At 61.1% G+C, this 23,046-nt stretch carries 25 protein-coding genes; 5 read left to right on the forward strand and 20 right to left on the reverse strand.

The annotated features are described in order from the left end of the window. The first annotated feature begins 1 nt into the window (after position 1). The 4 genes from VOY09_RS09650 (at position 2) to pdeM (ending at position 5,096) form a co-directional block, all read left to right on the forward strand. On the forward strand, positions 2 to 493 hold the full coding sequence (locus VOY09_RS09650) for an A24 family peptidase (RefSeq protein ID WP_322894773.1): 492 nt from the start codon (positions 2 to 4) through the stop codon (positions 491 to 493). Between the two features lie 114 nt (positions 494 to 607). After that, positions 608 to 1,918: an ATPase gene (locus VOY09_RS09655; protein WP_322894774.1), complete on the forward strand. Its 1,311-nt coding sequence runs from the start codon at positions 608 to 610 to the stop codon at positions 1,916 to 1,918. A 67-nt stretch (positions 1,919 to 1,985) separates the two neighbouring features. After that, positions 1,986 to 4,412, forward strand: coding sequence for a ligase-associated DNA damage response DEXH box helicase (locus VOY09_RS09660; RefSeq protein ID WP_322894775.1), 2,427 nt, complete (start codon positions 1,986 to 1,988; stop codon positions 4,410 to 4,412). Positions 4,413 to 4,451: 39 nt separating this feature from the next. Beyond that, positions 4,452 to 5,096, forward strand: coding sequence for a ligase-associated DNA damage response endonuclease PdeM (pdeM, locus tag VOY09_RS09665; RefSeq protein ID WP_322894776.1), 645 nt, complete (start codon positions 4,452 to 4,454; stop codon positions 5,094 to 5,096). 54 nt (positions 5,097 to 5,150) lie between these two features. Here the strand turns inward: pdeM and folD are convergent, their stop codons facing one another. The 17 genes from folD to ruvC form a co-directional block, all read right to left on the reverse strand. Beyond that, entirely contained in the window at positions 5,151 to 6,044 is an 894-nt protein-coding gene (gene folD, locus VOY09_RS09670; protein WP_322894777.1) for a bifunctional methylenetetrahydrofolate dehydrogenase/methenyltetrahydrofolate cyclohydrolase FolD, read from the reverse strand. After that, positions 6,041 to 6,358: a chorismate mutase gene (locus VOY09_RS09675; RefSeq protein WP_322894778.1), complete on the reverse strand. Its 318-nt coding sequence runs from the start codon at positions 6,356 to 6,358 to the stop codon at positions 6,041 to 6,043. The genes folD and VOY09_RS09675 overlap by 4 nt, the downstream gene beginning before the upstream one ends. Before the next feature lie 73 nt (positions 6,359 to 6,431). After that, the gene (locus tag VOY09_RS09680) at positions 6,432 to 8,108 is read right to left on the reverse strand and encodes a formate--tetrahydrofolate ligase (RefSeq protein WP_322894779.1); all 1,677 of its coding nucleotides are present in this window, start codon (positions 8,106 to 8,108) and stop codon (positions 6,432 to 6,434) included. A 10-nt stretch (positions 8,109 to 8,118) separates the two neighbouring features. Further along, positions 8,119 to 8,697 (reverse strand): MOSC domain-containing protein, encoded by a 579-nt coding sequence (locus VOY09_RS09685; protein WP_322894781.1) that lies wholly within the window; start codon positions 8,695 to 8,697, stop codon positions 8,119 to 8,121. A gap of 130 nt (positions 8,698 to 8,827) precedes the next feature. Beyond that, positions 8,828 to 10,723 carry an ATP-dependent zinc metalloprotease FtsH gene (gene ftsH / locus VOY09_RS09690; RefSeq protein ID WP_322894918.1) on the reverse strand — a complete coding sequence of 632 codons (1,896 nt, stop codon included), beginning with the start codon at positions 10,721 to 10,723 and terminating at the stop codon, positions 8,828 to 8,830. A gap of 126 nt (positions 10,724 to 10,849) precedes the next feature. Next, positions 10,850 to 12,043, reverse strand: coding sequence for a tRNA lysidine(34) synthetase TilS (gene tilS / locus VOY09_RS09695; RefSeq protein ID WP_322894783.1), 1,194 nt, complete (start codon positions 12,041 to 12,043; stop codon positions 10,850 to 10,852). Then, positions 12,034 to 12,852, reverse strand: coding sequence for a tol-pal system protein YbgF (ybgF, locus tag VOY09_RS09700; protein ID WP_322894784.1), 819 nt, complete (start codon positions 12,850 to 12,852; stop codon positions 12,034 to 12,036). Before ybgF ends, tilS begins: the two co-directional genes overlap by 10 nt. A 21-nt stretch (positions 12,853 to 12,873) precedes the next feature. Further along, positions 12,874 to 13,413, reverse strand: a complete 540-nt coding sequence (gene pal, locus VOY09_RS09705; RefSeq protein ID WP_322894785.1) for a peptidoglycan-associated lipoprotein Pal — start codon at positions 13,411 to 13,413, stop codon at positions 12,874 to 12,876. A 69-nt stretch (positions 13,414 to 13,482) separates the two neighbouring features. Next, the gene (gene tolB / locus VOY09_RS09710; RefSeq protein ID WP_322894787.1) at positions 13,483 to 14,796 is read right to left on the reverse strand and encodes a Tol-Pal system beta propeller repeat protein TolB; all 1,314 of its coding nucleotides are present in this window, start codon (positions 14,794 to 14,796) and stop codon (positions 13,483 to 13,485) included. A gap of 93 nt (positions 14,797 to 14,889) precedes the next feature. Further along, positions 14,890 to 16,020, reverse strand: coding sequence for an energy transducer TonB (locus VOY09_RS09715; RefSeq protein WP_322894788.1), 1,131 nt, complete (start codon positions 16,018 to 16,020; stop codon positions 14,890 to 14,892). Continuing rightward, complete coding sequence (locus VOY09_RS09720; protein WP_322894789.1) at positions 16,001 to 16,477, reverse strand: ExbD/TolR family protein; 477 nt, start codon at positions 16,475 to 16,477, stop codon at positions 16,001 to 16,003. Before VOY09_RS09720 ends, VOY09_RS09715 begins: the two co-directional genes overlap by 20 nt. 1 nt (position 16,478) lies before the next feature. Beyond that, entirely contained in the window at positions 16,479 to 17,153 is a 675-nt protein-coding gene (gene tolQ, locus VOY09_RS09725; RefSeq protein ID WP_322894790.1) for a protein TolQ, read from the reverse strand. Between the two features lie 111 nt (positions 17,154 to 17,264). Next, positions 17,265 to 17,639 carry a tol-pal system-associated acyl-CoA thioesterase gene (gene ybgC, locus VOY09_RS09730; protein ID WP_416236757.1) on the reverse strand — a complete coding sequence of 125 codons (375 nt, stop codon included), beginning with the start codon at positions 17,637 to 17,639 and terminating at the stop codon, positions 17,265 to 17,267. Continuing rightward, positions 17,639 to 18,256, reverse strand: a complete 618-nt coding sequence (locus tag VOY09_RS09735; RefSeq protein WP_322894792.1) for a hypothetical protein — start codon at positions 18,254 to 18,256, stop codon at positions 17,639 to 17,641. The genes ybgC and VOY09_RS09735 overlap by 1 nt, the downstream gene beginning before the upstream one ends. A 3-nt stretch (positions 18,257 to 18,259) precedes the next feature. Next, positions 18,260 to 19,279: a Holliday junction branch migration DNA helicase RuvB gene (gene ruvB, locus VOY09_RS09740; protein ID WP_322894793.1), complete on the reverse strand. Its 1,020-nt coding sequence runs from the start codon at positions 19,277 to 19,279 to the stop codon at positions 18,260 to 18,262. Between the two features lie 9 nt (positions 19,280 to 19,288). After that, positions 19,289 to 19,948 (reverse strand): Holliday junction branch migration protein RuvA, encoded by a 660-nt coding sequence (gene ruvA / locus VOY09_RS09745; protein WP_322894794.1) that lies wholly within the window; start codon positions 19,946 to 19,948, stop codon positions 19,289 to 19,291. Then, the gene (gene ruvC / locus VOY09_RS09750; protein WP_322894796.1) at positions 19,945 to 20,451 is read right to left on the reverse strand and encodes a crossover junction endodeoxyribonuclease RuvC; all 507 of its coding nucleotides are present in this window, start codon (positions 20,449 to 20,451) and stop codon (positions 19,945 to 19,947) included. Before ruvC ends, ruvA begins: the two co-directional genes overlap by 4 nt. 305 nt (positions 20,452 to 20,756) lie before the next feature. Here ruvC and VOY09_RS09755 point away from each other — a divergent pair, with 305 nt between their 5' ends. Then, complete coding sequence (locus VOY09_RS09755) at positions 20,757 to 20,966, forward strand: DUF1127 domain-containing protein (protein WP_416236758.1); 210 nt, start codon at positions 20,757 to 20,759, stop codon at positions 20,964 to 20,966. A 55-nt stretch (positions 20,967 to 21,021) separates the two neighbouring features. Here VOY09_RS09755 and VOY09_RS09760 read toward each other — a convergent pair whose 3' ends face one another. The 3 genes from VOY09_RS09760 to msrA all read right to left on the reverse strand — a co-directional run bounded on the left by VOY09_RS09760 (position 21,022) and on the right by msrA (position 23,023). Continuing rightward, the gene (locus VOY09_RS09760; protein ID WP_322894800.1) at positions 21,022 to 21,366 is read right to left on the reverse strand and encodes a hypothetical protein; all 345 of its coding nucleotides are present in this window, start codon (positions 21,364 to 21,366) and stop codon (positions 21,022 to 21,024) included. An 87-nt stretch (positions 21,367 to 21,453) separates the two neighbouring features. Beyond that, positions 21,454 to 22,320 (reverse strand): 50S ribosomal protein L11 methyltransferase, encoded by an 867-nt coding sequence (locus VOY09_RS09765; RefSeq protein ID WP_322894802.1) that lies wholly within the window; start codon positions 22,318 to 22,320, stop codon positions 21,454 to 21,456. Between the two features lie 52 nt (positions 22,321 to 22,372). Further along, positions 22,373 to 23,023 carry a peptide-methionine (S)-S-oxide reductase MsrA gene (gene msrA, locus VOY09_RS09770; protein WP_322894803.1) on the reverse strand — a complete coding sequence of 217 codons (651 nt, stop codon included), beginning with the start codon at positions 23,021 to 23,023 and terminating at the stop codon, positions 22,373 to 22,375. Positions 23,024 to 23,046 lie beyond the last annotated feature (23 nt).

A 23,046-nucleotide genomic window follows, 5' to 3' on the forward strand; every position in this document is an offset into this window, starting at 1 on the left:
GATGGTGCTGACAGCATATGCGGCCTGGTGGTTCCTGCCCGCTGTTCTGCCCATCGCGATCTATGTCGCGTGGAGCGATATGCAGCGGATGAAAATCCCCAATGTCGCGGTCTATGCGCTGGTCGGCAGTTTCGCGATCCTTGGCCTGATCGCCCTGCCCTTTCCGCAATATCTGTGGCACTGGACCCATCTGATCATCATGCTGCTGATCGGTATTGCGCTGAATGCGGCACGTGTGATGGGCGCGGGCGATGCCAAATTCATTGCGGGGGCAGCGCCTTTTGTCGCTTTGGGTGATCTGCGGCTGGTGATCGCGCTTTTATCGGCTTGTCTGCTGGCTGGCTATGTCACGCATCGGTTGGTCAGGATGAGCCCGCTGCGCCGCATGGTGCCCGATTGGGAAAGCTGGACAAGCGGCAGGAAGTTCCCGATGGGGTTTCCCTTGTCGATGACCATCCTGTTTTACTTGCTACTGGTCGCTGTTTACCGTTAAAATTTTCGATAATAGTCAGTCAATTTATTCTTTGTTCACGTTTTCCACATAATCACGCCTAGAGTTAAACTGCGACCTGAGGGGTCGAATCTCTTTGCAAGCTGAGCAACGCTGATGAACATGCAATTGACGGATGTCATGGCACCGCCCGCGCCCCGCAATCTGGGTGCGATGTTGTTGCCCATGGCGATGATGCGCGACATTCTAATCAAGACGATCTTTCGCATGAATCTTGATCTGGTATCGCAGATCAGCCGCGCCATCTGCTTGCCTGTCTCTGTCACTCAGGAATTGGTGGATATCGCCCGTGGCCAATCTCTGGTCGAGGTGACCGGCACGTCACACATCAACAACAGCGCTGAAATGGGGTATCGGCTGACCGACGCCGGGCGCGCCTGTGCGCTGAATGCGCTGAGCCAGTCTGAATATTTCGGCGCAATGCCGGTGCCATTGGCCGTCTACACCGAGCAGGTTGCACGCCAGTCGATCCGCAATATTCATGTCACCCGCTGCCAGCTGACCGAAGCCATGGGTGATCTGGTGCTGCCGCAGTCGCTTTTGTCCACTCTGGGTCCGGCGATCAGCTCTGGCCGGTCGATCCTGATGTATGGCCCGCCGGGCAATGGCAAATCCTCGATCGCGCATGGGATCAGGGCGGCGCTGGCGGACAAGATTTATGTGCCGCGCGCCATCGCCTATGCGGGTCAGGTGATCACGGTCTATGACCCGATCATCCATTCCAAAGCCGAAGATGACACCGACGACCCCAGCAGTCTGCGCCGCACATCAGGCCGGTTCGACACCCGCTATGTTCGCTGCGACCGCCCGACGGTGGTGACCGGGGGTGAATTATCGCTGTCGATGCTGGATCTGGTCTATAACCCGACCGCGCGGACCTATCAGGCGCCGTTACAGTTGAAAGCCACCGGCGGGCTGTTCATCATCGATGACCTTGGCCGTCAGGCAGAACCGCCGCAGACCTTGGTGAACCGCTGGATCGTGCCACTGGAAGAGGGAAAAGATATCCTTGCCCTGCAATCGGGTGAAAAGTTCGAGGTGCCGTTCGACACGCTGGTGGTATTTTCCACCAATTTTCACCCTAATGCGATTTTCGATCAGGCCGCCTTGCGGCGCATATTTTACAAGATCAAAATCAATGGCCCCGATCAGGATGATTTCCTGAAAATCTTTGCCATGGTCGCCCGCAAGCGCAAGATGCCGCTGGATGAAACCGCGCTGATCCATCTGCTGAACGTGCGATATCCGGACATCGGCAATGTCTATGCCAATTACCAACCGACCTTCCTGATCGATCAGATGATCGCGATCTGTGAATTTGAAGGTATTCCGTATCAGATGACCCCGGAACTGATTGATCGTGCCTGGGACAATATGTTTGTGAAAGACGAAGATATCCTGCGCTAAGCCAATGGCGGTTTGCATTGCCACCGCTTGCCCCTACCTATGAAGGGGCGTTCGACAGCGGGGACATATGCCAGATACCAATCGGCCTGACAGCATTCTGCCCGCGCGTTTTGACGATTGGTTCGCCACGCGCGGCTGGACGGTGCATCCGCATCAACAGGATATGCTGGCGCGCGCGCAGGACCCCGCTTTGTTGCTGATCGCCCCGACGGGCGGAGGCAAGACCTTGGCGGGGTTCCTGCCCTCGCTGGTGGAACTGGCAGAAGGCGCGCATCAGGGGCTGCATACGCTTTATGTCTCCCCGCTGAAGGCCTTGGCGGCGGATATCAAACGCAACCTGCGGACCCCGGTTGATGAGATGGGCCTGCCGATCCGGATCGAAGATCGTACCGGGGATACATCATACACCCAGAAACGCCGCCAGCGCGCGGACCCGCCGCATATCCTGCTGACGACACCGGAATCGCTGGCCCTGCTGGTCAGTTACGAGGATGCGCCGCGCATGTTCGCCGGGCTTCAGCGCGTCATCGTGGATGAAATCCATGCGCTGGCCGAAAGCAAGCGCGGCGACCAACTGATGCTGGCGCTGAGCCGTTTGCAGACCCTCGCCCCCGGTCTGCGCCGTGTCGGGCTGTCGGCGACGGTGGATGACCCGCCTGCGATTGCCCGGATGCTGGCGCGGCACCCCGATCCTTGCCCGATCCTGCTGGCCGATCCCGGCCCGGACCCCGATATCGCGATGTTGCACACCGATGCACCACCGCCTTGGGCTGGGGGTGGGGCCGCCTATGCCATCCCCGCCGTGCTGGAAGCGGTAAAGGCGCATAAGACCACGCTGATCTTTCACAATACCCGCGCGCAGGCTGAGATTTTCTTTCACAATCTCTGGCTCGCCAATACCGACGATCTGCCGATCGGTATCCACCACGGCAGTCTGGCCCGCGAACAGCGCGAAAGGGTCGAGGCGGCGATGGTCGCAGGCCAGTTGCGCGCGATTGTCTGCACCGGCAGCCTTGATCTGGGGATCGACTGGGGCGATGTCGATCTGGTGGTCCAGATCGGTGCGCCGAAGAACGTCAAACGTCTGGTGCAGCGGATCGGGCGGGCCAACCACCGCTATAATGCACCGTCCAAGGCGCTGCTGGTCCCGGCCAACAGGTTCGAAGTTGTCGAATGCGTTGCCGCGCTGGAGGCTGTCAAAGCGCATGATCTGGACGGCGATCCAAAAGGTGCGGGCCCGCGTGACGTGCTGTGCCAGCATATCCTGATCGCCGCCTGTGCAGGGCCCTTCCATGCCGATGATCTGTTCGCCGAGGTGCGCAGTGTGGGTGCCTATGCCGGCCTGACCCGTGCGGATTTTGACGCCTGTCTCGATTTCTGCGCCACGGGCGGCTATGCCCTGCGCGCCTATGACCGCTGGAAACGGCTGTTGCAAAATGCGGACGGCAAATGGCAATTGCGCGACCCGCGTGCGGCGCTGCGCATCCGGATGAATATCGGCACGATTCAGGATACCGATACGCTGAAGGTGCGTATGAAAGGCAATTTCAAACCCTTGGGCGAGGTGGAAGAGGCGTTTGCGGCGACCCTGACCCAAGGTGACACATTCCTGATTGGTGGTCAGATCGTCCGTTATGACGGTTTGCGCGAAATGACCGTCGAGGTGACGCGCGATGCCAGCAAGACGCCCAAGATCGCGACCTTCATGGGGACGAAATTCGCCAATTCCACACAATTGTCGCAACGCATTCTGCGCATGTTCGCGCAGGATGATTGGCCGGGCCTGCCCGCCCACACCGTCGAATGGTTGACCCTCCAACGTCAGTTTTCCAAACTGCCCGAGGCAGACCGCATTCTGGTCGAAAGTTTCCCCCATGATGGCCGCCAGCATATCTGCGTCTACGGTTTCGCCGGGCGCAATGCGATGCAGACTTTGGGGATGCTTTTGACGCAACGGATGGAGGAGTTGGAACTGCATCCCTTGGGCTTTGTCGCCACCGATTACGCGACCCTGATCTGGGGGCTGGATGCGGTCAGCGACCCCGCGCCACTGTTCCGCGCGCCCGACCTACGGGCAGGGTTTGAAACATGGTTGTCGGGCAATGCCGTGATGAAACGCACCTTTCGCGGCGCAGCAACCATCGCCGGGCTGATCGAACGCAACCTGCCGCAGGCGCGCAAATCGGGGCGGCAGGCGACGTTTTCATCCGACATCCTCTATGACACTTTGGCCAAATACGACCCCGACCATCTGATGCTGCAGATCACCCGCGAAGAGGCGTTGCGCGGTCTGGTCGATTTCGGCCGGATCGAGGAAATGCTAACTCGCACCGCAGGCCGCGTCGATCATCTGGTGCTGGACCGGGTCACGCCACTTGCAATGCCGATGTTTCTGGAACAGGGCCGCATCGCACTGGCCGGTGCCGGGCGCGAGCGGTTGATGGAGGATCAGGCCGCAGCATTGATGGCTAAGGTCGGTTTGCGCGCGGATTGATCCTTGCACAGCACCGCCGGTTCAAGCAAAGAACACAGCATGAACGCCTATGTTTTCACCTTTTGCGGCACGTTATGCCATGCGCTGCCATCGGGTGCGCTCTACCTGCCTGACCAGAACCTGCTGTGTGTCTCTGACCTGCATCTTGGCAAGTCCGACCGGATCGCGCGACGCAGTGGCGTGATGCTGCCGCCCTATGAGGTGATCGCAACGCTCGATAAACTCGCCGAGGATCTGGCCCGCACCGATGCGCGGCAGGTGATCTGCCTAGGCGACAGTTTCGATGATCTGGCGGCGGCAGACAGCCTTGATGAGGCGATGCGCCTGCGGCTGACCAGCCTGCAAGCCGGGCGCGCATGGATCTGGGTTGAAGGCAACCATGATCCGGGGCCGGTCGATCTGGGTGGCAGCCATTTGGCGCAGGTGCAGATCGGGCCGCTGACGTTCCGCCATATCGCGACCGGGGCGCGGGCGGAGATATCCGGCCACTACCATCCGAAATACCGGCTGGCGGGCCGGAGCCGCCCGGCCTTTGTGCTGGATGCCGAACGGATGATCCTGCCCGCCTATGGTGCCTATACCGGCGGGTTGGATTGCACGCAGCCTGTCATCCGCCAGCATTTCGGGCCGCAGGCGCTAGCGATCCTGACCGGGCATAAAGCTATCGTCGTCCCGCTCCCCTGACCATCTTCCGAGTAAAAATATCCCCGCCGGAGGCCCTTCTGCGCAGCAGAAGGATCAGACCGTCAGCCCCACAGGCTCTGCCAGCCCATTGGCGCGGCTGCAGGCGGTGACGGTATTGGCCAAGAGGCAAGCAATCGTCATCGGCCCGACACCGCCCGGCACCGGGGTGATCGCGCCAGCCACAGCGGCGCAGCTATCGAAATCGACGTCACCGACCAGCCTTGTGCTGCCGTCATCCTTGGCGATCCGGTTGATGCCGACATCGATCACTGTCGCCCCCGGTTTGATCCACTCGCCCGGCACCATCTGCGCGCGCCCGACTGCGGCGACAACGATGTCCGCCTGCCGGACCATGGCGGCCAGATCCACCGTGCGGCTATGCGCCATGGTCACTGTGCAACTGTCACCCAGCAGCAATTGCGCCATCGGTTTACCGACGATGTTGGATCGCCCGATCACCACCGCATGTTTGCCCGCCAGCGAGCCGTGATAATCGCGCAGCAGCATCAGGCAGCCAAGCGGCGTGCAAGGCACCATCGCCTTTTGCCCGGTGCCGAGCAGGCCCACGTTGGAGATATGAAACCCGTCCACATCCTTGGCCGGGTCAATCGCATTGATCACCAGATCAGAATTCAGATGCGCGGGCAGCGGCAATTGCACCAGAATGCCATGCACCGCAGGATCGGCGTTCAGTTGCGCGATCAGCGCCAGCAGATCGGCCTCTGACGTCGTATCGGGCAGGCGATGCTCAAAGCTCTGCATGCCCACCTCGACCGTCATCTTGCCTTTGGAGCGGACATAGACCTGACTGGCCGGGTCATCGCCCAGCAGCACAACGGCCAGTCCCGGCGTGATGCCGTGATCGGCCTTGAGCCGCGCCACATGGGTGGCGACCTGCGCGCGCAGCTTTGCGGCAAAGGCTTTGCCGTCCAGAATATGGGCTGTCATCTTTTGTCATTCCTGTCGCTGTCCGGGCCAAGCCGGGTTTCTTCGCGCGCGATGGACCAGTCGATCAACCAGCGCCAGAGTTTTTCGACCAGATCAGGCGACAGCCCCTGCGCCAAAGCATGTCGGCGCACATTCTCAACCACTTGCTCCACGCGTGGCGTGATCCTTGCGGGCAGATCGGCCTGTTCCTTGATCTGGGCGGCGCGGTCGATATAGGTGGCGCGCTCGGCCAATTGCCGGACCAGATCGGCGTCGATCTGGTCAATGGCGGCGCGGATATCTTCCATATCGTTGCAATCCTGCGGTGTTTTCACATCCGGTCCTTTCGTCCCTTCGCCGCCTGCCGGATACGCCGCAGCGCGCGGTTTGACAACCGGACATCGCGCCTCAGAACAGGCCTTCGATCTGGCCATCGTCGTTGAGCATGATGCTTTGCGCGGCGGGCACGCGCGGCAGGCCGGGCATTGTCATGATCTCGCCACAGATCGCGACGATGAAACCGGCACCGGCGCTGAGCCTGACTTCACGCACCGGAATGGTGAAACCCGTAGGGGCGCCGCGCCATTCCGGATCGGTGGTAAAGCTGTATTGGGTTTTCGCCATGCAGATCGGCAGATGGCCGTAACCCTGCGCCTCCCATTGCTGCAACTGGTCGCGGATTTTGGCATCGGCGATGACATCGTCAGCACGGTAAATCTTACGGGCGATGGTCTGCATTTTTTCAAAAAGACCCATGTCATCTGGATAGGTCGGCGTGAAATCGGCGGCGTCTTGATCGGCAATCCCCGCTACCAATGTCGCAAGCTCCGTGATCCCGGCAGAGCCTTGCGCCCAATGTTTGCACAAGACCGCCTGCGCGCCTTGGGTTGCGACATAGGCTTTGACGGCGTCCACCTCGGCATCCGTGTCGGTGACGAAATGGTTGATTGCCACGACAACCGGCACGCCGAAGGATGCCATATTCGCGATATGCCGCCCCAGATTGGCACAGCCGTCCTGCACGGCGCTGACGTTCTCTGCGCCAAGGTCAGCCTTTGCCACGCCGCCATTCATCTTCATCGCGCGCACCGTGGCGACGACCACGACACAGGACGGCGCGATGCCCGCCTTGCGGCATTTGATATTCATGAACTTTTCAGCGCCCAGATCGGCCCCGAACCCGGCTTCGGTCACGACATAATCGGCGATTTTCAACGCGGTCGTCGTCGCGGTCACCGAATTGCAGCCATGGGCGATATTTGCGAAGGGGCCGCCATGCACAAAGGCGGGATTGTTTTCCAATGTCTGCACCAGATTGGGCTGCAAGGCATCTTTCAAAAGCACTGTCATCGCGCCCTGCGCCTGCAGATCGCGGCAAGACACTGGCGTCCTGTCATAGCGGTAAGCGACGATGATATCGCCCAGCCTTTGTTCCAGATCGGCCAGATTGCGGGCAAGGCACAGGATCGCCATGACCTCAGACGCGACGGTGATGTCAAACCCCGCCTCACGCGGGAAGCCGTTGCTGACACCGCCCAAGGATGTGGTGATCTGGCGCAGGGCGCGGTCGTTCATATCCATGACCCGCCGCCAGACAATGCGGCGGATATCGATATCCAGCGCGTTGCCCCAATAGATGTGATTGTCGATCATCGCGGCCAGCAGGTTATGCGCGGATGTGATCGCGTGGAAATCACCAGTGAAATGCAGGTTCATGTCTTCCATCGGCACGACCTGCGCATGGCCGCCACCCGCTGCGCCACCCTTCATCCCGAAACAGGGACCGAGCGAGGCCTCGCGGATACAGACCACCGCCTTTTTGCCAATCGCATTCAGGCCGTCGCCCAGACCCACAGTGGTCGTGGTCTTGCCCTCGCCCGCAGGCGTCGGGTTGATCGCGGTGACAAGGATCAGCTTGCCATCGGGGCGATCCTGCACGGAATCGATCAACCGCTGGCTGACCTTGGCCTTGTCATGGCCATAGGGGACCAGATCGGCGGCATCGATGCCCAGTTTGGCACCGATGTCCTGAATGGGCAGTGTTGTTGCGGCGCGCGCAATCGCGATATCGGAAAGAACTGTCATATTATCCGCCTTAGGCCTGCCAGCCGCGCTGGCCCGGCACATGCAGGATGACCGGATCGCCGAGCCGGACGACGCCTTCGCGTTCGACCCAGGCGGTGACGCCGCGTTTGCCTTTGGCGGCGGCTTTGAATTTGTCACCGGCGCTAGGGTGATCGGCGTTGATCACCTTGGCGGGCAGATGGCAGGGCTGGTTTTCCATATCCACCACGATCACCGATCCATCCGCGAATTGCAGACGCGAGGATGGCGGCAGATGGGTGAAATCGGGGATACCACGGACAACAAGCGAGGCCCCGGCATAGGCCGGATCAAGCTGGTCGAGGCCGCAATCGGCAGCGATTTCGGCCAGTTCTTCCTCCGACATCACGCAAAGCTGGCGGACATTGCGAATCTCGGTGCCGCGTTTGTGCTGGCTGATCACGCGGGAACAGGATCGCCGGGTCAGGCCGCCATGCGCCTCGCCCGGGATACCGGCATAGGTCAGCGCGGCCTCTGTCATAGCTTCTGAGCGCAAGGATGCATCGCGGTCCGGGACCATGCCCAGCCAGACAACTTCACCTACAATATCCGTCTTTATCAATGCTGGCATGCTGCCCCCTTACTCAAGCGGGACTCAGCCCCATCTTCCGAGGAAAAGTATCCCCGCCGGAGGCATCCTGTTCCAAAGGAACAGGAGCTGCAACGAAAAACGCCGCCCCAAGGGGGCGGCGTTTGATCCATCACACGGAAGGTTCCGGTTCCATCCCGCCATCGGGTTCGCGGGGTTTCTTGGGCTTGGTCTTCGGAATTGCAGTCACAGAGGACCCGGCAGATGGCGGCGTGTCGTCCTTGTCGTCGGACACATGCGGCGACAGCCCTGCAATCACGCGCTTGATCTCTTCGCCGGTCAGCGTTTCATATTCGAGCAGGCCTTGGGCCAGACGCTCGAATTCTTCGCGCTTTTCGGTGATGATCTTATGGGCCAGGTCATAGCCATCCTGAATGAACTTGCGCACTTCTTCTTCGATCAGGACCTTGGTGTCAGCCGAAACCGACAGACCGGCGGTATTGCCCTGATAGCCTTCATGCGCCTCGGCATAGTCGATGTTGCCGATCTTGTCCGACATGCCCCAGCGCAAAACCATCGCGCGCGCCAGTTGGCTGGCCTGCTGGATATCACCGGCGGGGCCGTTGCTGACCGAATCGGGGCCGTATTTGATGATCTCGGCCGCCTTGCCCGCCATCGTCATCGCGAGCCGCTGGTGGCATTCGTCTTTGAACATATTCAGACGGTCGATTTCCGGCAGGCTCATCACCATGCCAAGCGCACCACCGCGCGGAATGATCGTGGCCTTATAGACCGGGTCACATTTCGGCAAGGTGATGCCGACGATGGCATGGCCAGCCTCGTGATAGGCGGTCATTTCTTTCTGCTCGGCAGTCATGACCATCGAGCGGCGTTCCGCACCCATCATCACCTTGTCCTTGGCGGATTCGAAATCCACCATGGTGACGAAGCGGCGACCGACGCGGGCGGCCATCAAGGCAGCCTCGTTCACCAGATTCGCGAGATCCGCACCGGAAAAGCCGGGCGAGCCACGCGCGATGATGCGCAGATCGACATCAGGACCAAGCGGGATCTTGCGCGCATGGACGCCCAAAATCTTTTCGCGGCCTTTGATATCGGGGTTCGGCACGGTGACCTGGCGGTCAAAACGACCGGGGCGCAGCAAGGCCGGGTCAAGCACGTCACGGCGGTTGGTGGCCGCGACGATGATCACGCCTTCATTCGCTTCAAACCCGTCCATTTCGACCAGCAGCTGGTTCAGCGTCTGTTCGCGTTCATCATTGCCACCGCCGATACCGACACCACGGGCGCGGCCCACGGCGTCAATTTCGTCGATGAAGACAATGCAGGGCGCATTCTTTTTCGCCTGTTCGAACATATCACGCACACGGGAGGCACCAACACCGACGAACATTTCGACAAAGTCAGAGCCAGAGATGGTGAAGAAGGGCACGCCAGCCTCGCCCGCAATCGCGCGCGCGAGCAGCGTTTTACCGGTGCCGGGAGGGCCGACGAGCAGCGCACCTTTCGGGATCTTGCCGCCAAGGCGGCTGAATTTCTGCGGATTGCGCAGGAATTCGACGATCTCTTCCAGCTCTTCCTTGGCTTCATCAATGCCGGCGACATCGTCAAAGGTGACGCGGCCCGATTTCTCGGTCAACAGTTTGGCCTTGGATTTGCCAAATCCCATCGCCCCGCCTTTGCCGCCGCCCTGCATCCGGTTCATGAAATAGATCCAGACGCCGATCAGCAGCACGAAGGGCAGCAGGCTCAGGATGAAGGATTGGAAAACCGAGGTTTCCTGGCTGCGTGCTTCAAACGGCACATTGGCGCCGATCAGCAGATTGGTGATTTCGGCGTCGGATGGCGCGATGGTCGTATAGTTACGCCCACCTTCGGCGTAGCGCACTTGTTCGCCATCGATGACGGCGTCCGAGACGCGCCCGGCCTGCACAGCTTCGACGAAAGTCGAATAGCTGCGGCTGTCGCCACCGGTAGCACCCTGCGGGCTGCTGAATAAATTGAATAAGGCCAGGACCATCAAGAACATGACGACCCAAAAGACCATGTTACGTGCGTTACCCAAGGGGGACTCCTATCACATCGTCAAACAGGCGACCAAAACGTGCCTGTGTGGTTACCTATAGAATAGGCACAAAACCCCGATCTTCAATGCGCAAACGGGGCTGCGGGCCTATTCCGCGACAATCTGCGCGATCCATCCGGTACCAAAGCCCGCCAAAGGGGCGCAAATCAGCCGATCCCCCTGCCAGACAGCGGGTGTCACCTGCATTGACGCATATGGCAGGCCGGTCATACGCCAGTCAGGACAGGTGTCGACCCCCACCCCCAATGCGCGGATCAGCAGGTCTGGATGATGCGGGCCGGACAGACGCCAGCGTCCATCCCAAAGACCAGTCGTGGCGGTGATGTGATCTTTCACAGCTGCCAATTCACGGCCGATGCGCAGGACGGGGCCGTCAAAGCTGAACACACAGCCCGCCAAGGTTGTCGCCTGCCCCTTTCGCAGCATCTCCATCAGACGATCCTGCTCCGCACGGCGCGGCGGGATCAGGCCGCGATTGACCTGTCCCATGGCGGTCAGGACCAATCTGCGCGCCTCTTCCCCGGACAGATCGGACAGCGGCAAAGTGATCAGCATATCGCCATGCTGGCGCAGCAGATATGGGACAAGATCGTTGGTCTGTCGTTCCAGCGCCCTTGCCGCAGCCGCCATATGCTGTGCGACCTGCCCCAGCGCTTGCGGCGTCAGGCCGAGGCGCGACAGCATATCTGCCGCTTGTCTGATGCGGATCCGCTCATAAGCGGGGTCGTCATTGCTGGGATCATCGCACCAGATATGATTGGCCGTTTTCAGATAGATGCGCAGCTCTGCCCGCGTGACCTGCAACAAGGGGCGATGAAAGCGCAGACCGAACTTTTCAGTGACGGCCGCCATGCCCGACAGCCCGTCCACCCCGGCACCGCGCGCCAGCGCCATGATCAGCGTTTCCGCCTGATCATCGGCGGTATGGCCAAGCGCGATATCGGCAATGCCTGCCGCCTGCGCCCAATCTGCGATCAGGCGATAGCGGGCGTCGCGCGCCTTGGCCTGCAGATTGCCATGGCCGTCCCAGCCGTGCCAGCGCAGCACCTGATGCGGCATCCCGTAGCTGGCACAGATATCCGCCACGATGGCGCATTCATCCACCGCAGCCGCGCGCAATCCGTGATCGACCGAGGCAACGCTGATATTGCCATCAAGAGCGGCCACCAGATGCAGCAAGGCGACCGAATCACCCCCGCCCGAAACGGCGAGCCCGACTGGAATCTGGCTTTTGATCAGATCGATAAAGGCAGGCGCCAGTTGCGGCAGTGCTACTGGCATCCCAGATTTTGCATTGCCGTCTGGGCGCTGGCGACAGCCGGGGTGCCAGGGAAACGCACGTCCACTTCTGCCAGTGTCAGGCAGGCATCCTGCGTCTGGCCAATGGCCCCCAAGGCGGCGCCCAGTTTATATAAAGCCTCTGGCGCTTGGTCACCGGCGGGATCGGCGGAAAAGGATTCCAGATAGGCCCGCGCCGCACTGGTGTTTTCGCCCAGACCTTCCAAAGCTTCGCCGCGGATGAAGGCGGCCTGCGGCGCTAACGGGCTTCCCGGGTAGGACGCGCCAAAGGTCGATAGCTGGTCAACGGCGCCGCGAAAGTCACCGCTGGCGAGCGCCTCCTGCGCCCGCCGGATATCGTCCTGTTCGCCGACCGCAACGGCAGGGCCGCTGGTCGTGGGTGAAGGGATGGCCGATGGCACGGTCGCGGAATTATCGACGCCGCCCAAGGACGGTGTCTCGCCCAGATTGGCGATGTCGCAGCCGGGTTCCAGTTCGCACAGCCGGAATTCCAGATCACCGATCCGGTTGGTGCCATCCACGGTGATCCGGTTGACGCGGAATTCCAGCTCTTCAGCCTTTGACGTCAGGCGCTGCAATTCAGTCTCGATCGTGTTCAGACGGTCCAGCGGCGTTGCCCCGGCCACGCCCTGCGACAACGCGCCGGTGGTCGACAGTTCCGACCGCAGATCCTGCACATCGACATAAAGTGCGGTCAATTGCTGGCGGATATCGGCCAGAGTTTCGTCCTGTGCCACCGCTGGCAGCGGTGCGCACAGGACAGCGCAGATCAAAAAGGCACGGTGCAACATCACTGGTTCCCGTAATTTGGGTTAGCTGGTCATGGCCGAGAAGGACAGAACCGTCACGGCGCGGCGGTTTTGCGAATAGCAGCTTTCGTTTGAACAGACCTCAATCGGGCGCTCTTTGCCATAGCTGGTCACTTCCAGCCGCGACGAAGGCACGCCGCGCGACACGAGGTATTCGCGCACCGCATTGGCACGGCGGAACCCAAGCGCGAGGTTGTATTCGCGTGTGCCTTGTTCATCGGCATGGCCTTCGATCACAGCGCGGTAATCGGCATTGGTCAGCAACCATTGTGCCTGACCGTCAAGGATCGTGCGGCCTTCGGGCGTGATGCTGGACTGGTCCACCACGAACAGGACGCGGTCACCGATGGTCTGGCTGAAAAATTGCGGGCTGGTTGGATCGCTGGCCGAGCCGGGCACACCGGCACCGGCACCAAACCCATCAGCCCCGGCCCCACCGGCCCCGCCTGCGCCACCGGCACCAGCGCCGAAACGGTTTGGGTTGGTGCAGGCTGCGGTGGCCAGCACCAAAAGCAAAACGGTCGCTTTTGTCATCATTTTCATCGGGTGATCCTGTTTATCTGCGTATTTGCGCCAGTGTAGCATGGCGGTGAAAGTCTGGAAACGGCAAGGTTACGGCTGCAACGGACCCCATGACGGATCGGAGGCCGCGCTTTGGATCGGGACGGCGCGCAGATTGCGGCCAGAAATATCGACAGAATAAAGCGAGCTTGCCCCGTCCGCGCCTTGGGTTTCGCGGGTGAACATGATCACCCGGCCATTGGGCGACCATGTCGGGCTCTCATCCAAGAAGGACGAGGTCAGCAAACGTTCTTCCGACCCATCGGTGCGCATCACGCCGATGTGGAACCGGCCTGCATTCTGTTTGGTAAACGCCACCAGATCGCCGCGTGGTGACCAGACGGGTGTGGAATAGCGCCCTTCACCGAAGGAAATCCGGCGCGCTTCACCGCCCGAAGATGCCATGATGTAAAGTTGCTGGCTGCCGGAACGGTCGCTTTCGAACACGATCTGCGATCCATCGGGCGACAGGCTGGGCGCTGTGTCAATCGATGGCGTCGCAGTCAGGCGGACATGCTGGCCGCTGGACAGATCGGTGCGATAGATATCGGTCGTGCCGCCATTCGAGAGGCTATAGATCACCTGCCGCCCATCACGCGAAAACCGGGGGCTGAAGGACATTTCACCCGGTGCCGTCGCGATCTGGCGGCGGCCCACGTTGGACACATCCAGCAGGTTGATACGCGGGAAACCTGATTCGAAGCTGGTATAAAGCACCTGATCGCCGCGTGGCGAGAACCGTGGTGCAAGCACGATGCTGCTGCTGTCGGTCAGAAACTGCACATTGGCGCCATCATAATCCATGATCGCGAGGCGCTTGAGCCGGTTATCCTTTGGCCCGCTTTCCGCGACAAAGACGACTCGGCTGTCGAAATAGCCACCTTCGCCGGTGATCCGGCTGTAAACGGCGTCTGCCACTTTATGGCCCATACGGCGCCAGCCGGCGGTGGTGCCGGCAAATTGCAGACCACTGCCCAGTTCCTGCCCGGAAAACACATCGAAGAGACGGAATTTCACATTGACCTGATCACCATTGACGCTGACCGCGCCGGTGACCAAGGCCTGTGCATTGACGGCGCGCCAATCGGCAAAGGCCACCGGCTGCGCGAAAGAGCTGACCTGCGCGATGAAGGCATTGGCAGGCACTTCGCGGAACAGGCCGGTGCCAGCGAGATCCTGCGCCACCAGCCGGGTGATATCGGCGGCCAACTGGCCGGATTGCGCATTCTCGGCCTCAAAGCTGGGCGCGGCGAAAGTGATCGGCTCGATCACCCCATCGGTAATCGTCAGCCGCAACGGGCCGCCCTGCGCCAAAGCCGGACCCGCCAGCATCAGCGTGATCAGCAACGTCAAAAGTCTTTTCATCTTCTCTGCCTCTTTCGCTACCGGGCGTGGCACCCTGCAAGCTTCATTCATCTGCGCGTTGTGTGACGCTATAGCGTCACCCACACCTGTTTGTTATCTCAATCGCATACCGCTGGGGTCAAAAGTAATCACAACTTCGCGCCATTGGTCATATTTTTCTGCCGGTAGCTGATATCCGTTGCCCTGACACCGCAAAATCGCGCGGCGTGCTGCCCCATAGGCCGTATCTACCGCAGATTCGTCGCCGCTAGAGGATATCAGACGGGTATCGCCATCGACACGGCCTTCGCGGGTCAGATTGAAACCGACCTCGACCGTGACCCGCGCAGCGACAGAACCCGGATCAACATTCCAGCACGAATTGACCGCGATGCGAAAACTGTCGCGCTCTGACCCGGTCATCGGCGGGCCTGCGGGGACGTCCGGTGCCGCACTGCCCGCAAGCGCTGAGGCCAAAGCATCGGCCACCGCATCGCTGGTATCAGGCGCGGGTGTCGGGGCCGGGGTCGGTTCAGGATCAGGCGTCGGTGCGGGTTCCGGGGTCGCGGGTTGTTCCGGCGCAGGCGGTGTCGGGCGCGCCGGGCGGGCGACCGGGCGTACAGAGGTTTCGACAGCACCGCGCGGGCGTTCATCGGCGATCACGATTTCGGTCGCGGTCTGTTCAGGCGCTGTGGCTTGCTGTTCGGGCACAGCGACTTCAGCCGGGGCGGTTTCATCCGGGATGACAGCCTCACGCGAGGTGTCGGAAATCTGCGCATCAGGCGGCGGTGGCGCGGTCGGAGTCGAGGCGATCCGCTCTGACGGCGCTTGCGTCGGATCCGGGCTCGGCGGTAGGTCCGGTGCGGGTGCCGGTTCCGCAGGCGGCGGCGGCGGCGGCGGCGGGGCCTGCACCACTGGCGGCGGTGGTGCTTCCACTGGTGGTGGCGGCGGTGCTTCAACCGGCGGCGTCGGCGGTGTGTCCGCGACAGGTGGTGGCGGTGGTGGCGTATCATCCACTTCTGGCATCACAGGCGCGTCGGGCGGGGCATCACCGGGCTGCGGCGTGCGGGCGGCCATCATCTGCTCAAACTCTTCGCCGGACATCACCGTCACATCCATGGCCTGCATTGGCGTGGGCTGCGATTGCATCCCCAACCCCAGCAGGAGCCAGCCGATCAGACCAACATGGCCGACCGCAGAGATATAGGTGCCCGGCGTCTGCATTTTATCCGTCAACACCGTCATAGGTGGGACCGCCGATATCCGTCACAAGGCCGATGTCGGAAAATCCACCGGCGTTCAACGCGCCCATCACCTCGGCCACGCGGTTCCAGGCGTTATTGCCATCGGCGCGCAGGAAAATCTTGTTGCTGGAACGCTCCGCCGCAATCGCGCGCAGGCGTGTGACCAGTTCGGCGGGCGGCACTTCGGTTTCCTGAATCATCACTCTGCCATCGGCGGTGATCGTCACGGCAAGCGGTTCTTCTTCATCGCCGGGCAGCGCAGTGGCGGCGGTTTGCGGCAATTCCACCGGCACACCGACGACCGACAAAGGGGCTGCGACCATGAAGATGATCAGCAGCACCAGCATGACATCGACGAAAGGCGTGACGTTGATTTCCGACATCGGCGGCTGGCCGCCACGGGTGCGGCGGCGACCCCTGCCGCCACCTCCCCCTGATTTCATGACACCGGCCCCCATATCAGCTGTCCAACTGACGGCTGAGGATGGTGGCGAATTCATCGGCAAAGGCTTCATAGCCTGCCACGATCCGGTCACTGTCAGCGGAAAGTTTGTTGTAATAGATCACGGCGGGAATAGCGGCCAGCAGGCCCAGACCGGTGGCCAAAAGCGCCTCGGCGATACCGGGGGCCACAACGGCAAGGTTGGTATTCTGCGCCTCGGCGATTTCGATAAAGGCGTTCATGATCCCCCAGACGGTGCCGAACAGGCCGACAAACGGCGCTGTCGCCCCGACCGTGGCCAGCACCGGCAGACCTTTTTGCAGGCGCGCGGCCTCTTTCGCGATGGCCACATCCATCGACCTATCGATCCGGGCTGTGGCCCCGGCGATCAGCCCGCCATCCTGCCGGTGTGACCTTCGCCATTCCAGCATCCCTGCGGCAAATATCTTCTCTGACGCCCCGTCAGGGTCCGGCCCGATCTGGTCAAACAGCTGATCCAGTGGTTCGCCCGACCAGAAGGCGCGGTCGAACACCTCTGCCTCGGACCGGGCGCGGCGGAACTGCAGGGTCTTGTCGATGATGATCGCCCAGCACCAGATCGATGCCGCGATCAACATGATCATGACCAGTTTGACGATGATCGTCGCGCGCGCGAACAGCGCCCACATTGTGAATTCGTTTGCTACTTCCATGTGCCTGCTCTGCCTGACGGCCCTGTTTGGGCTCAATTGCGCCAACCATTACCGCAAAGCCTAAGGCAAATCCAACCAAACCCGCATCACAATGCCGAAAAGCGTGCGATTTTATGGGCGGATCGCCGCTGGCAGGCGGGCGGGGATGCCATCACTAGTCATGCAGATGATCGTGACGGTGGCGCTGAACAGGATCGTCTGCCCGCGTTTGACATCCTGCCGCATGACCAGCCGCGCGCCTGATCCGGGCAAACGTGTCGTTTCCACCCGCAGCAGATCATCATAGCGGGCGGGGGCAAGATAATCCGCCTCGACCCGCCGCACCGCGAAGACGAGGCCATCGGCCTTCATCTGCGCCTGATCGATGCCCAATTCGCGGACCCATTCGCTGCGCGCGCGTTCGATGAAACGCAGGTAATTGGCGTAATAGACGATGCCGGCAAAGTCAGTGTCTTCGTAATAGACGCGCAGATCGAAGCTATGCATCAGCTTGGCCTTTGCACACGCGCGGCAAGCCGCAAGGCATGGGCCGGGTCGCGCGCAATGACCGGCATCACCGGATCATAGGCGGCGCGGATCACATCGGCAACTTCGGGGTGCAGGACGGCATTGCCGTTGATCAGGGCGAGCGGCGGGGTGTCTGTGAACGCCATGTCCGACCAGAGCAGGATCACCTGCACCGCCTGCGACAGCGCCAGCGTATCGGCAGGGACCTGCGCCAGATGGTTGTCCATCCGCAGGAAGACAAAAGCGGCCTTGATCCCGCCTGCATCATCAAAGCGGAAAATACGGTATTGATTGGCATCGGCCTTGTGCAGACGCGCGACCAGATCGGCAAGGTCCGGCACCAGCCGCGCGAGATGCGGCACTTCGGTCAGCTCCGCCCAGTCGGCGCAGAAAAAGACCATCAGATTGGCACCCAGCTCGGTATCGACTTCGCCGATCTCATGATTGGCGAGCAGCACCACAGCCTCAATCGCGCCTTTGAAGACGGACAGCGTCGCATCATCAACGCCAAAGACCACCGGCACAATGGGCCGTCCCCAGCGGGCAAAGACATAAGCGCCATCAGAGCGGGTGAAATAGGGGGTAACGTCCTGCATCATCTATCCAAACAAATCCGACTGTGGCTTTGGCGCATCCAGCCCCAGATGCGCCCAAGCCGCCTGCGCCAGCATCCGGCCGCGCGGGGTGCGTTGGATCAGGCCTTTTTGCAGCAAATAAGGCTCGATCACATCCTCCAGCGAATCGCGGCTTTCAGAAAGGGCAGCCGACAGCGTCTCAATCCCCACCGGCCCACCGGCATAGCTTTCCGCAATCAGGCGCAGGTACCGGCGGTCGGCCTGATCGAGGCCCATGTCATCTACACCCAGCCGGTTGAGCGCCATATCGGCGATTTCCTGCGTCACCGTCCCGTCGCCTTCGACAATCGCGAAATCCACGACGCGGCGCAGCAGCCGCCCTGCGATCCGTGGCGTGCCACGGGCACGGCGGGCGATCTCTGCCGCACCTTCATCGGCGGCGGGAGCGCCCAAAAGCCGCGCGGCACGGGTGACGATCAGGTGGAGTTCGTCCTGTGTGTAGAATTCCAGCCTTGTCGGGATGCCGAAACGGTCGCGGAGGGGTGTGGTCAAAAGACCCATCCGCGTGGTCGCGCCGACCAGCGTGAAAGGCTGCAATTCGATCCGCACGGTGCGCGCGGCGGGGCCTTCGCCAATCACCAGATCGAGCGCGAAATCTTCCAACGCGGGATAAAGCACTTCCTCCACCGCCGGGTTCAGCCGGTGGATTTCGTCGATGAACAGCACATCGCGGGCTTCCAGATTGGTCAGGATCGCAGCCAGATCGCCAGCCTTGGCCAGCACCGGGCCAGAGGTCATGCGAAACCCTACCCCCAATTCACGCGCCATGATCTGCGCCAGGGTGGTCTTCCCGAGGCCCGGCGGGCCATGGAACAGCGTGTGATCCATCGCCTCGCCACGCCTGCGGGCGCTTTCGATGAAGACCTTGAGGTTGGCACGCGCCTCGCGCTGGCCGATGAATTCGTCCAGGCTCTGCGGGCGCAGGGCGCGGTCGGAATCCTCGGGCTGGCGTTCGGGGCGCAGGGTGGGGTCAGGCTGGGTCATCGGCCCCATCTAGCCCTTCGGTGCCAGAAGCTGCAAGGCGGCGCGGATCAGCGCGGAGGCATCGGCGTCCGGATCAGCGCCCAAGGCCTGCACCACGGCACTGGCGGCATCGCCGGGCGCATAGCCAAGGTTGCCAAGGGCAGACATCGCATCGGCCTGCGCGGTGCTTGTCGGTTGCGCGGGGGCTTTGCGAGGGCTGGGTGTGGGATCAGCCTCGATCACCTCGTCACCGGTCGCCGCTGCCACACCTGCGCCCAAAGCCATCACGCCGGGGGCTTTGTCTTTCAGTTCGATGATCACCCGTTGCGCGGTCTTGGGTCCAACGCCACGCGCCTTTGCAACGGCATTCCAATCGCCCAGCGCAATCGCACGGCTGACACCATCAGCCCCCAAAGCGCCAAGGATAGCAAGAGAGGCTTTCGCCCCGATCCCCTGCACGGACATCAGCAGGCGATGCCATTCCTTCTCCACCAGCGTGGTGAAGCCGAAGAGTTGCAGGATATCTTCGCGGACCAGCAGGTCAGTATAAAGCGCCACAGCCTCGCCATTCCCCGGTAGGCTGGCCATCACACGGTCAGAGACGTAAACAAGATAACCGACCCCACGCACATCGATCAGCACATGGTCGGTGCTGCGGTATTCCAGCCGTCCGGCGATCTTGCCAATCATGCGCTGGCCTTTGCAAGGGCGATATTCAAACGGTTCGCCGATTGCAGATGATGCGCGTGGCAGATCGCAATCGCCAGCGCATCGGCCGCGTCCGGCCCGGCGAGTTTCACACCGGGCAATTGCAGTTTGACCATATGGGCGACCTGCACCTTATCGGCATGGCCGACGCCAACGACGGCCTTTTTGATCGCATTGGGCGCGTATTCCCCGATCCGCAGACCAGCCTGCGCTGTCACCAGCAAGGCGATCCCGCGCGCCTGACCCAGTTTCAGCGTGCCGACGCCGTCTTTGTTGACAAAGGTCTGCTCCACCGCAGCCTCGGTCGGGGCATGCAGCGCGATCATGCTGGCCAACTGATCATAAAGCGACAACAGCCGCATCGCCAGATCATCACCGGTTGAATGGCTGATGCCGTTGGCGACATGGGTGATCCGCGCGCCGACCACATCAATCAGGCCCCAGCCCATGTTCCGCAGGCCCGGATCAATCCCCAAAACGCGCATCGCTCTGCCCCTTTTTATTCTGTTGCGGCAGGCTAGCACAAAAGGCGAACAAAGACCAAGCACCTTTGGCGGGGCGCTCTGCGCGCAACGATCAGAGGTGATAGCTGAGCCGTCAGATTAGGGCCGTAATGTGACATTGGCATGACCAATAAAATAGGGCGATCTGAGGGCTTTTGCCTAAATAATTGGCATTCTGAAAACGCATATGACCCATGCAAAAACAGGTCTGGTGCGGCGGTAGAAACGCTCCTAAGTGCCCGGTATCAGATTTTCGCTGCAAAGCAGCATGTACAAGGAACATGGCCATGGCCACTTTTGAAACCAATCCCTCTGCTGCCAGCACATTCGCTGGCCGCGTCTCTTCTTTCTTCGTCTCCGTTGTCGGCGCTGTCGCCGCATGGAACGATGCACGGCTGACACGGAACGCGCTGTCGAAACTGTCAGCACGCGAACTGGACGATATCGGCCTGTGCTACAGCGATATCGACGCCATTGCCGCACGCGGCGCACGCTAAGCCCGACAGCTAAGCAACAAAGCCGCGCTGGAAACAGCGCGGCTTTTGCATGAGATCAGCCTAGATAGGACGCCATCAGCCCCGCGATTGCTTTGGTCAGCGGGTCTATCTGCAAGAGCCATCCCACCAGTTGATCCAGGAGGCCACCTTCGGCGAGCACCGCGAGACGTGCAGTATAGGCAGCGTCACCGACATTCGCCACAAAGGCCGCTTTCGACAACACCGCCACAAAGATCAGGATCAGCATGATGCGGAGCGGCATACGAGGCCGGTAACCGCGCGGGCGTTCAACGATTAGCCCATTTGATGTCACGGTCTTGATAGAGCCTTTGGACAAACGGTCGCGTTTGCGCAGAATTTGCCCGACACGTTGGTCGAAATCCGGATCATGTCCAGCCATCGCAAACACCCACTCTTGAAACACAACACGCATTGTTTCATGGCACAGATGCTGAACGAAATCCAGAACTCACAGCTTAGGCCTGCGTCACGATGGCGCGCGCATCACCAGGGTTGTCCAATCGCCGATTGCTGACTGCTTTTTCACCCCAAAACCATGATGGCTGTAAACCGCTGCAACCTCTGCCGCTTGTTCATTCAGGATTCCAGACAGGATCAGATATCCCTCGGGCTGCATATTTGCGCTGATATCGGGGGCAAGGCTGATCAGCGGTCCTTTGAGGATATTGGCAAAGATCAGATCAAAGGGTCCTGTGATCACGTCACCGCCAAATCCGGCAGCGACGACACAATCCACCTGCCCGTCCAGCCCATTGGCCTGAACATTTGCTCGCGCCACATCGACGGCGACCGGGTCGATATCGCTGGCCAGCACCGGCCCTCCCAGAATCTTGGCTGCTGCCATGGCCAGAACGGCCGTGCCGCAACCCAGATCAAGGATGCGCCCGCCGGTGAAGTCATCGGCCAGCACATCCTCGAACGCGAGCAGGCAGCCCAAAGTCGTGCCGTGGTGGCCGGTGCCAAAGGCCATCGCGGCCTCGATCAACAGCGGGATACTGTCTGCCGGCACTTTATCTGCGTCATGTGCGCCATAGACGAAAAACCGCCCCGCCGGCACTGGGGCCAGATCGCGCTGGACCTTGGACACCCAATCCTGATCGGGGATTTCGGATATGTTGAACGGTTTCGCGCCGTGCAAGGCCGCCAGCACTGCCAGCGCCCCTGCGTCAGGTGCGGTTTCGGTATAGGCCGCGACCTCCCACAGGCCGGAGCCATCCTCGATCTCAAAGACCCCGGTGCCGATCGGTTCGGGGTCCAAATGCTCCAGCGCTTCGGCCAAGGCATAGGCGGCATCTTCGCCGGGCATTGTGGTCAGGGCAGTATAGCTGGTCATGGCACTTGCTTTCAGAAAGGTTGCTGCCGCTTAGGACCCTGCCCCGCTTGCGTCAAGCACCCACACCAATCGGGCAGGTCACGCCTGTGCCGCCGATCCCGCAATAGCCATTCGGATTTTTCGACAGATATTGCTGGTGATAATCTTCGGCGAAGTAAAACACCGGCGCGCCGATGATCTCGGTCGTGATGGTGCCATAGCCCGCTTGGGTCAGACGCGGGGCGAAAGCCTCTTTCGATGCTTCAGCAGCACCCTGTTGGGCGGCATCAAACGTATAGATGCCCGAGCGGTATTGCGTGCCACGGTCATTGCCCTGCCGCATGCCTTGGGTCGGGTCATGGCCTTCCCAGAACACCTGCAACAATTGGTCATAGCTGATCACGGCAGGGTCATAGACCACGCGCACGACCTCGTTATGGCCGGTCTTGCCGCTGCAGACCTCTTCATAGGTCGGGTTGGGGGTATAGCCGCCGGTATAGCCGACCATCGTGGATTGCACGCCGTCGAGTTTCCAGAACATCCGCTCCACGCCCCAGAAACAGCCCATGCCGAAAACAGCCTCGGCCATGCCTGCGGGCAGATCCTTGATGATCGGGGTGCCAAAGACGTGATGAGTCGCGGCTGTGGGGATCGGCTGTGCGCGGCCGGGCAAGGCGGCGTCGGGGCTGACCATCTGGGTTTTGGCGCTTTGGGTGAAAAACATGCCTGTCTCCTGTGCTAGGCTAC

It is taken from the genome of Yoonia sp. 67-2 (assembly GCF_035117555.1).
Classification (GTDB): domain Bacteria; phylum Pseudomonadota; class Alphaproteobacteria; order Rhodobacterales; family Rhodobacteraceae; genus Yoonia.

Coding starts and splice junctions, on each gene's coding strand:
- VOY09_RS09760 (WP_322894800.1), bottom strand. CDS start 21,366: ATGGCTGGACATGATCCGGATTTCGACCAACGTGTCGGGCAAATTCTG.
- ruvB (WP_322894793.1), bottom strand. CDS start 19,279: ATGACCCAGCCTGACCCCACCCTGCGCCCCGAACGCCAGCCCGAGGAT.
- VOY09_RS09650 (WP_322894773.1), top strand. CDS start 2: ATGGTGCTGACAGCATATGCGGCCTGGTGGTTCCTGCCCGCTGTTCTG.
- VOY09_RS09685 (WP_322894781.1), bottom strand. CDS start 8,697: ATGCCAGCATTGATAAAGACGGATATTGTAGGTGAAGTTGTCTGGCTG.
- VOY09_RS09755 (WP_416236758.1), top strand. CDS start 20,757: ATGGCCACTTTTGAAACCAATCCCTCTGCTGCCAGCACATTCGCTGGC.
- VOY09_RS09680 (WP_322894779.1), bottom strand. CDS start 8,108: ATGACAGTTCTTTCCGATATCGCGATTGCGCGCGCCGCAACAACACTG.
- VOY09_RS09720 (WP_322894789.1), bottom strand. CDS start 16,477: ATGGGGGCCGGTGTCATGAAATCAGGGGGAGGTGGCGGCAGGGGTCGC.
- tolB (WP_322894787.1), bottom strand. CDS start 14,796: ATGAAAAGACTTTTGACGTTGCTGATCACGCTGATGCTGGCGGGTCCG.
- tolQ (WP_322894790.1), bottom strand. CDS start 17,153: ATGGAAGTAGCAAACGAATTCACAATGTGGGCGCTGTTCGCGCGCGCG.
- VOY09_RS09715 (WP_322894788.1), bottom strand. CDS start 16,020: ATGACGGTGTTGACGGATAAAATGCAGACGCCGGGCACCTATATCTCT.
- VOY09_RS09660 (WP_322894775.1), top strand. CDS start 1,986: ATGCCAGATACCAATCGGCCTGACAGCATTCTGCCCGCGCGTTTTGAC.
- ruvC (WP_322894796.1), bottom strand. CDS start 20,451: ATGCGCGTTTTGGGGATTGATCCGGGCCTGCGGAACATGGGCTGGGGC.
- ftsH (WP_322894918.1), bottom strand. CDS start 10,723: ATGGTCTTTTGGGTCGTCATGTTCTTGATGGTCCTGGCCTTATTCAAT.
- pdeM (WP_322894776.1), top strand. CDS start 4,452: ATGAACGCCTATGTTTTCACCTTTTGCGGCACGTTATGCCATGCGCTG.
- VOY09_RS09765 (WP_322894802.1), bottom strand. CDS start 22,320: ATGACCAGCTATACTGCCCTGACCACAATGCCCGGCGAAGATGCCGCC.
- ruvA (WP_322894794.1), bottom strand. CDS start 19,948: ATGATTGGCAAGATCGCCGGACGGCTGGAATACCGCAGCACCGACCAT.
- tilS (WP_322894783.1), bottom strand. CDS start 12,043: ATGCCAGTAGCACTGCCGCAACTGGCGCCTGCCTTTATCGATCTGATC.
- VOY09_RS09655 (WP_322894774.1), top strand. CDS start 608: ATGAACATGCAATTGACGGATGTCATGGCACCGCCCGCGCCCCGCAAT.
- pal (WP_322894785.1), bottom strand. CDS start 13,413: ATGAAAATGATGACAAAAGCGACCGTTTTGCTTTTGGTGCTGGCCACC.
- ybgF (WP_322894784.1), bottom strand. CDS start 12,852: ATGTTGCACCGTGCCTTTTTGATCTGCGCTGTCCTGTGCGCACCGCTG.
- msrA (WP_322894803.1), bottom strand. CDS start 23,023: ATGTTTTTCACCCAAAGCGCCAAAACCCAGATGGTCAGCCCCGACGCC.
- folD (WP_322894777.1), bottom strand. CDS start 6,044: ATGACAGCCCATATTCTGGACGGCAAAGCCTTTGCCGCAAAGCTGCGC.
- VOY09_RS09735 (WP_322894792.1), bottom strand. CDS start 18,256: ATGCAGGACGTTACCCCCTATTTCACCCGCTCTGATGGCGCTTATGTC.
- ybgC (WP_416236757.1), bottom strand. CDS start 17,639: ATGCATAGCTTCGATCTGCGCGTCTATTACGAAGACACTGACTTTGCC.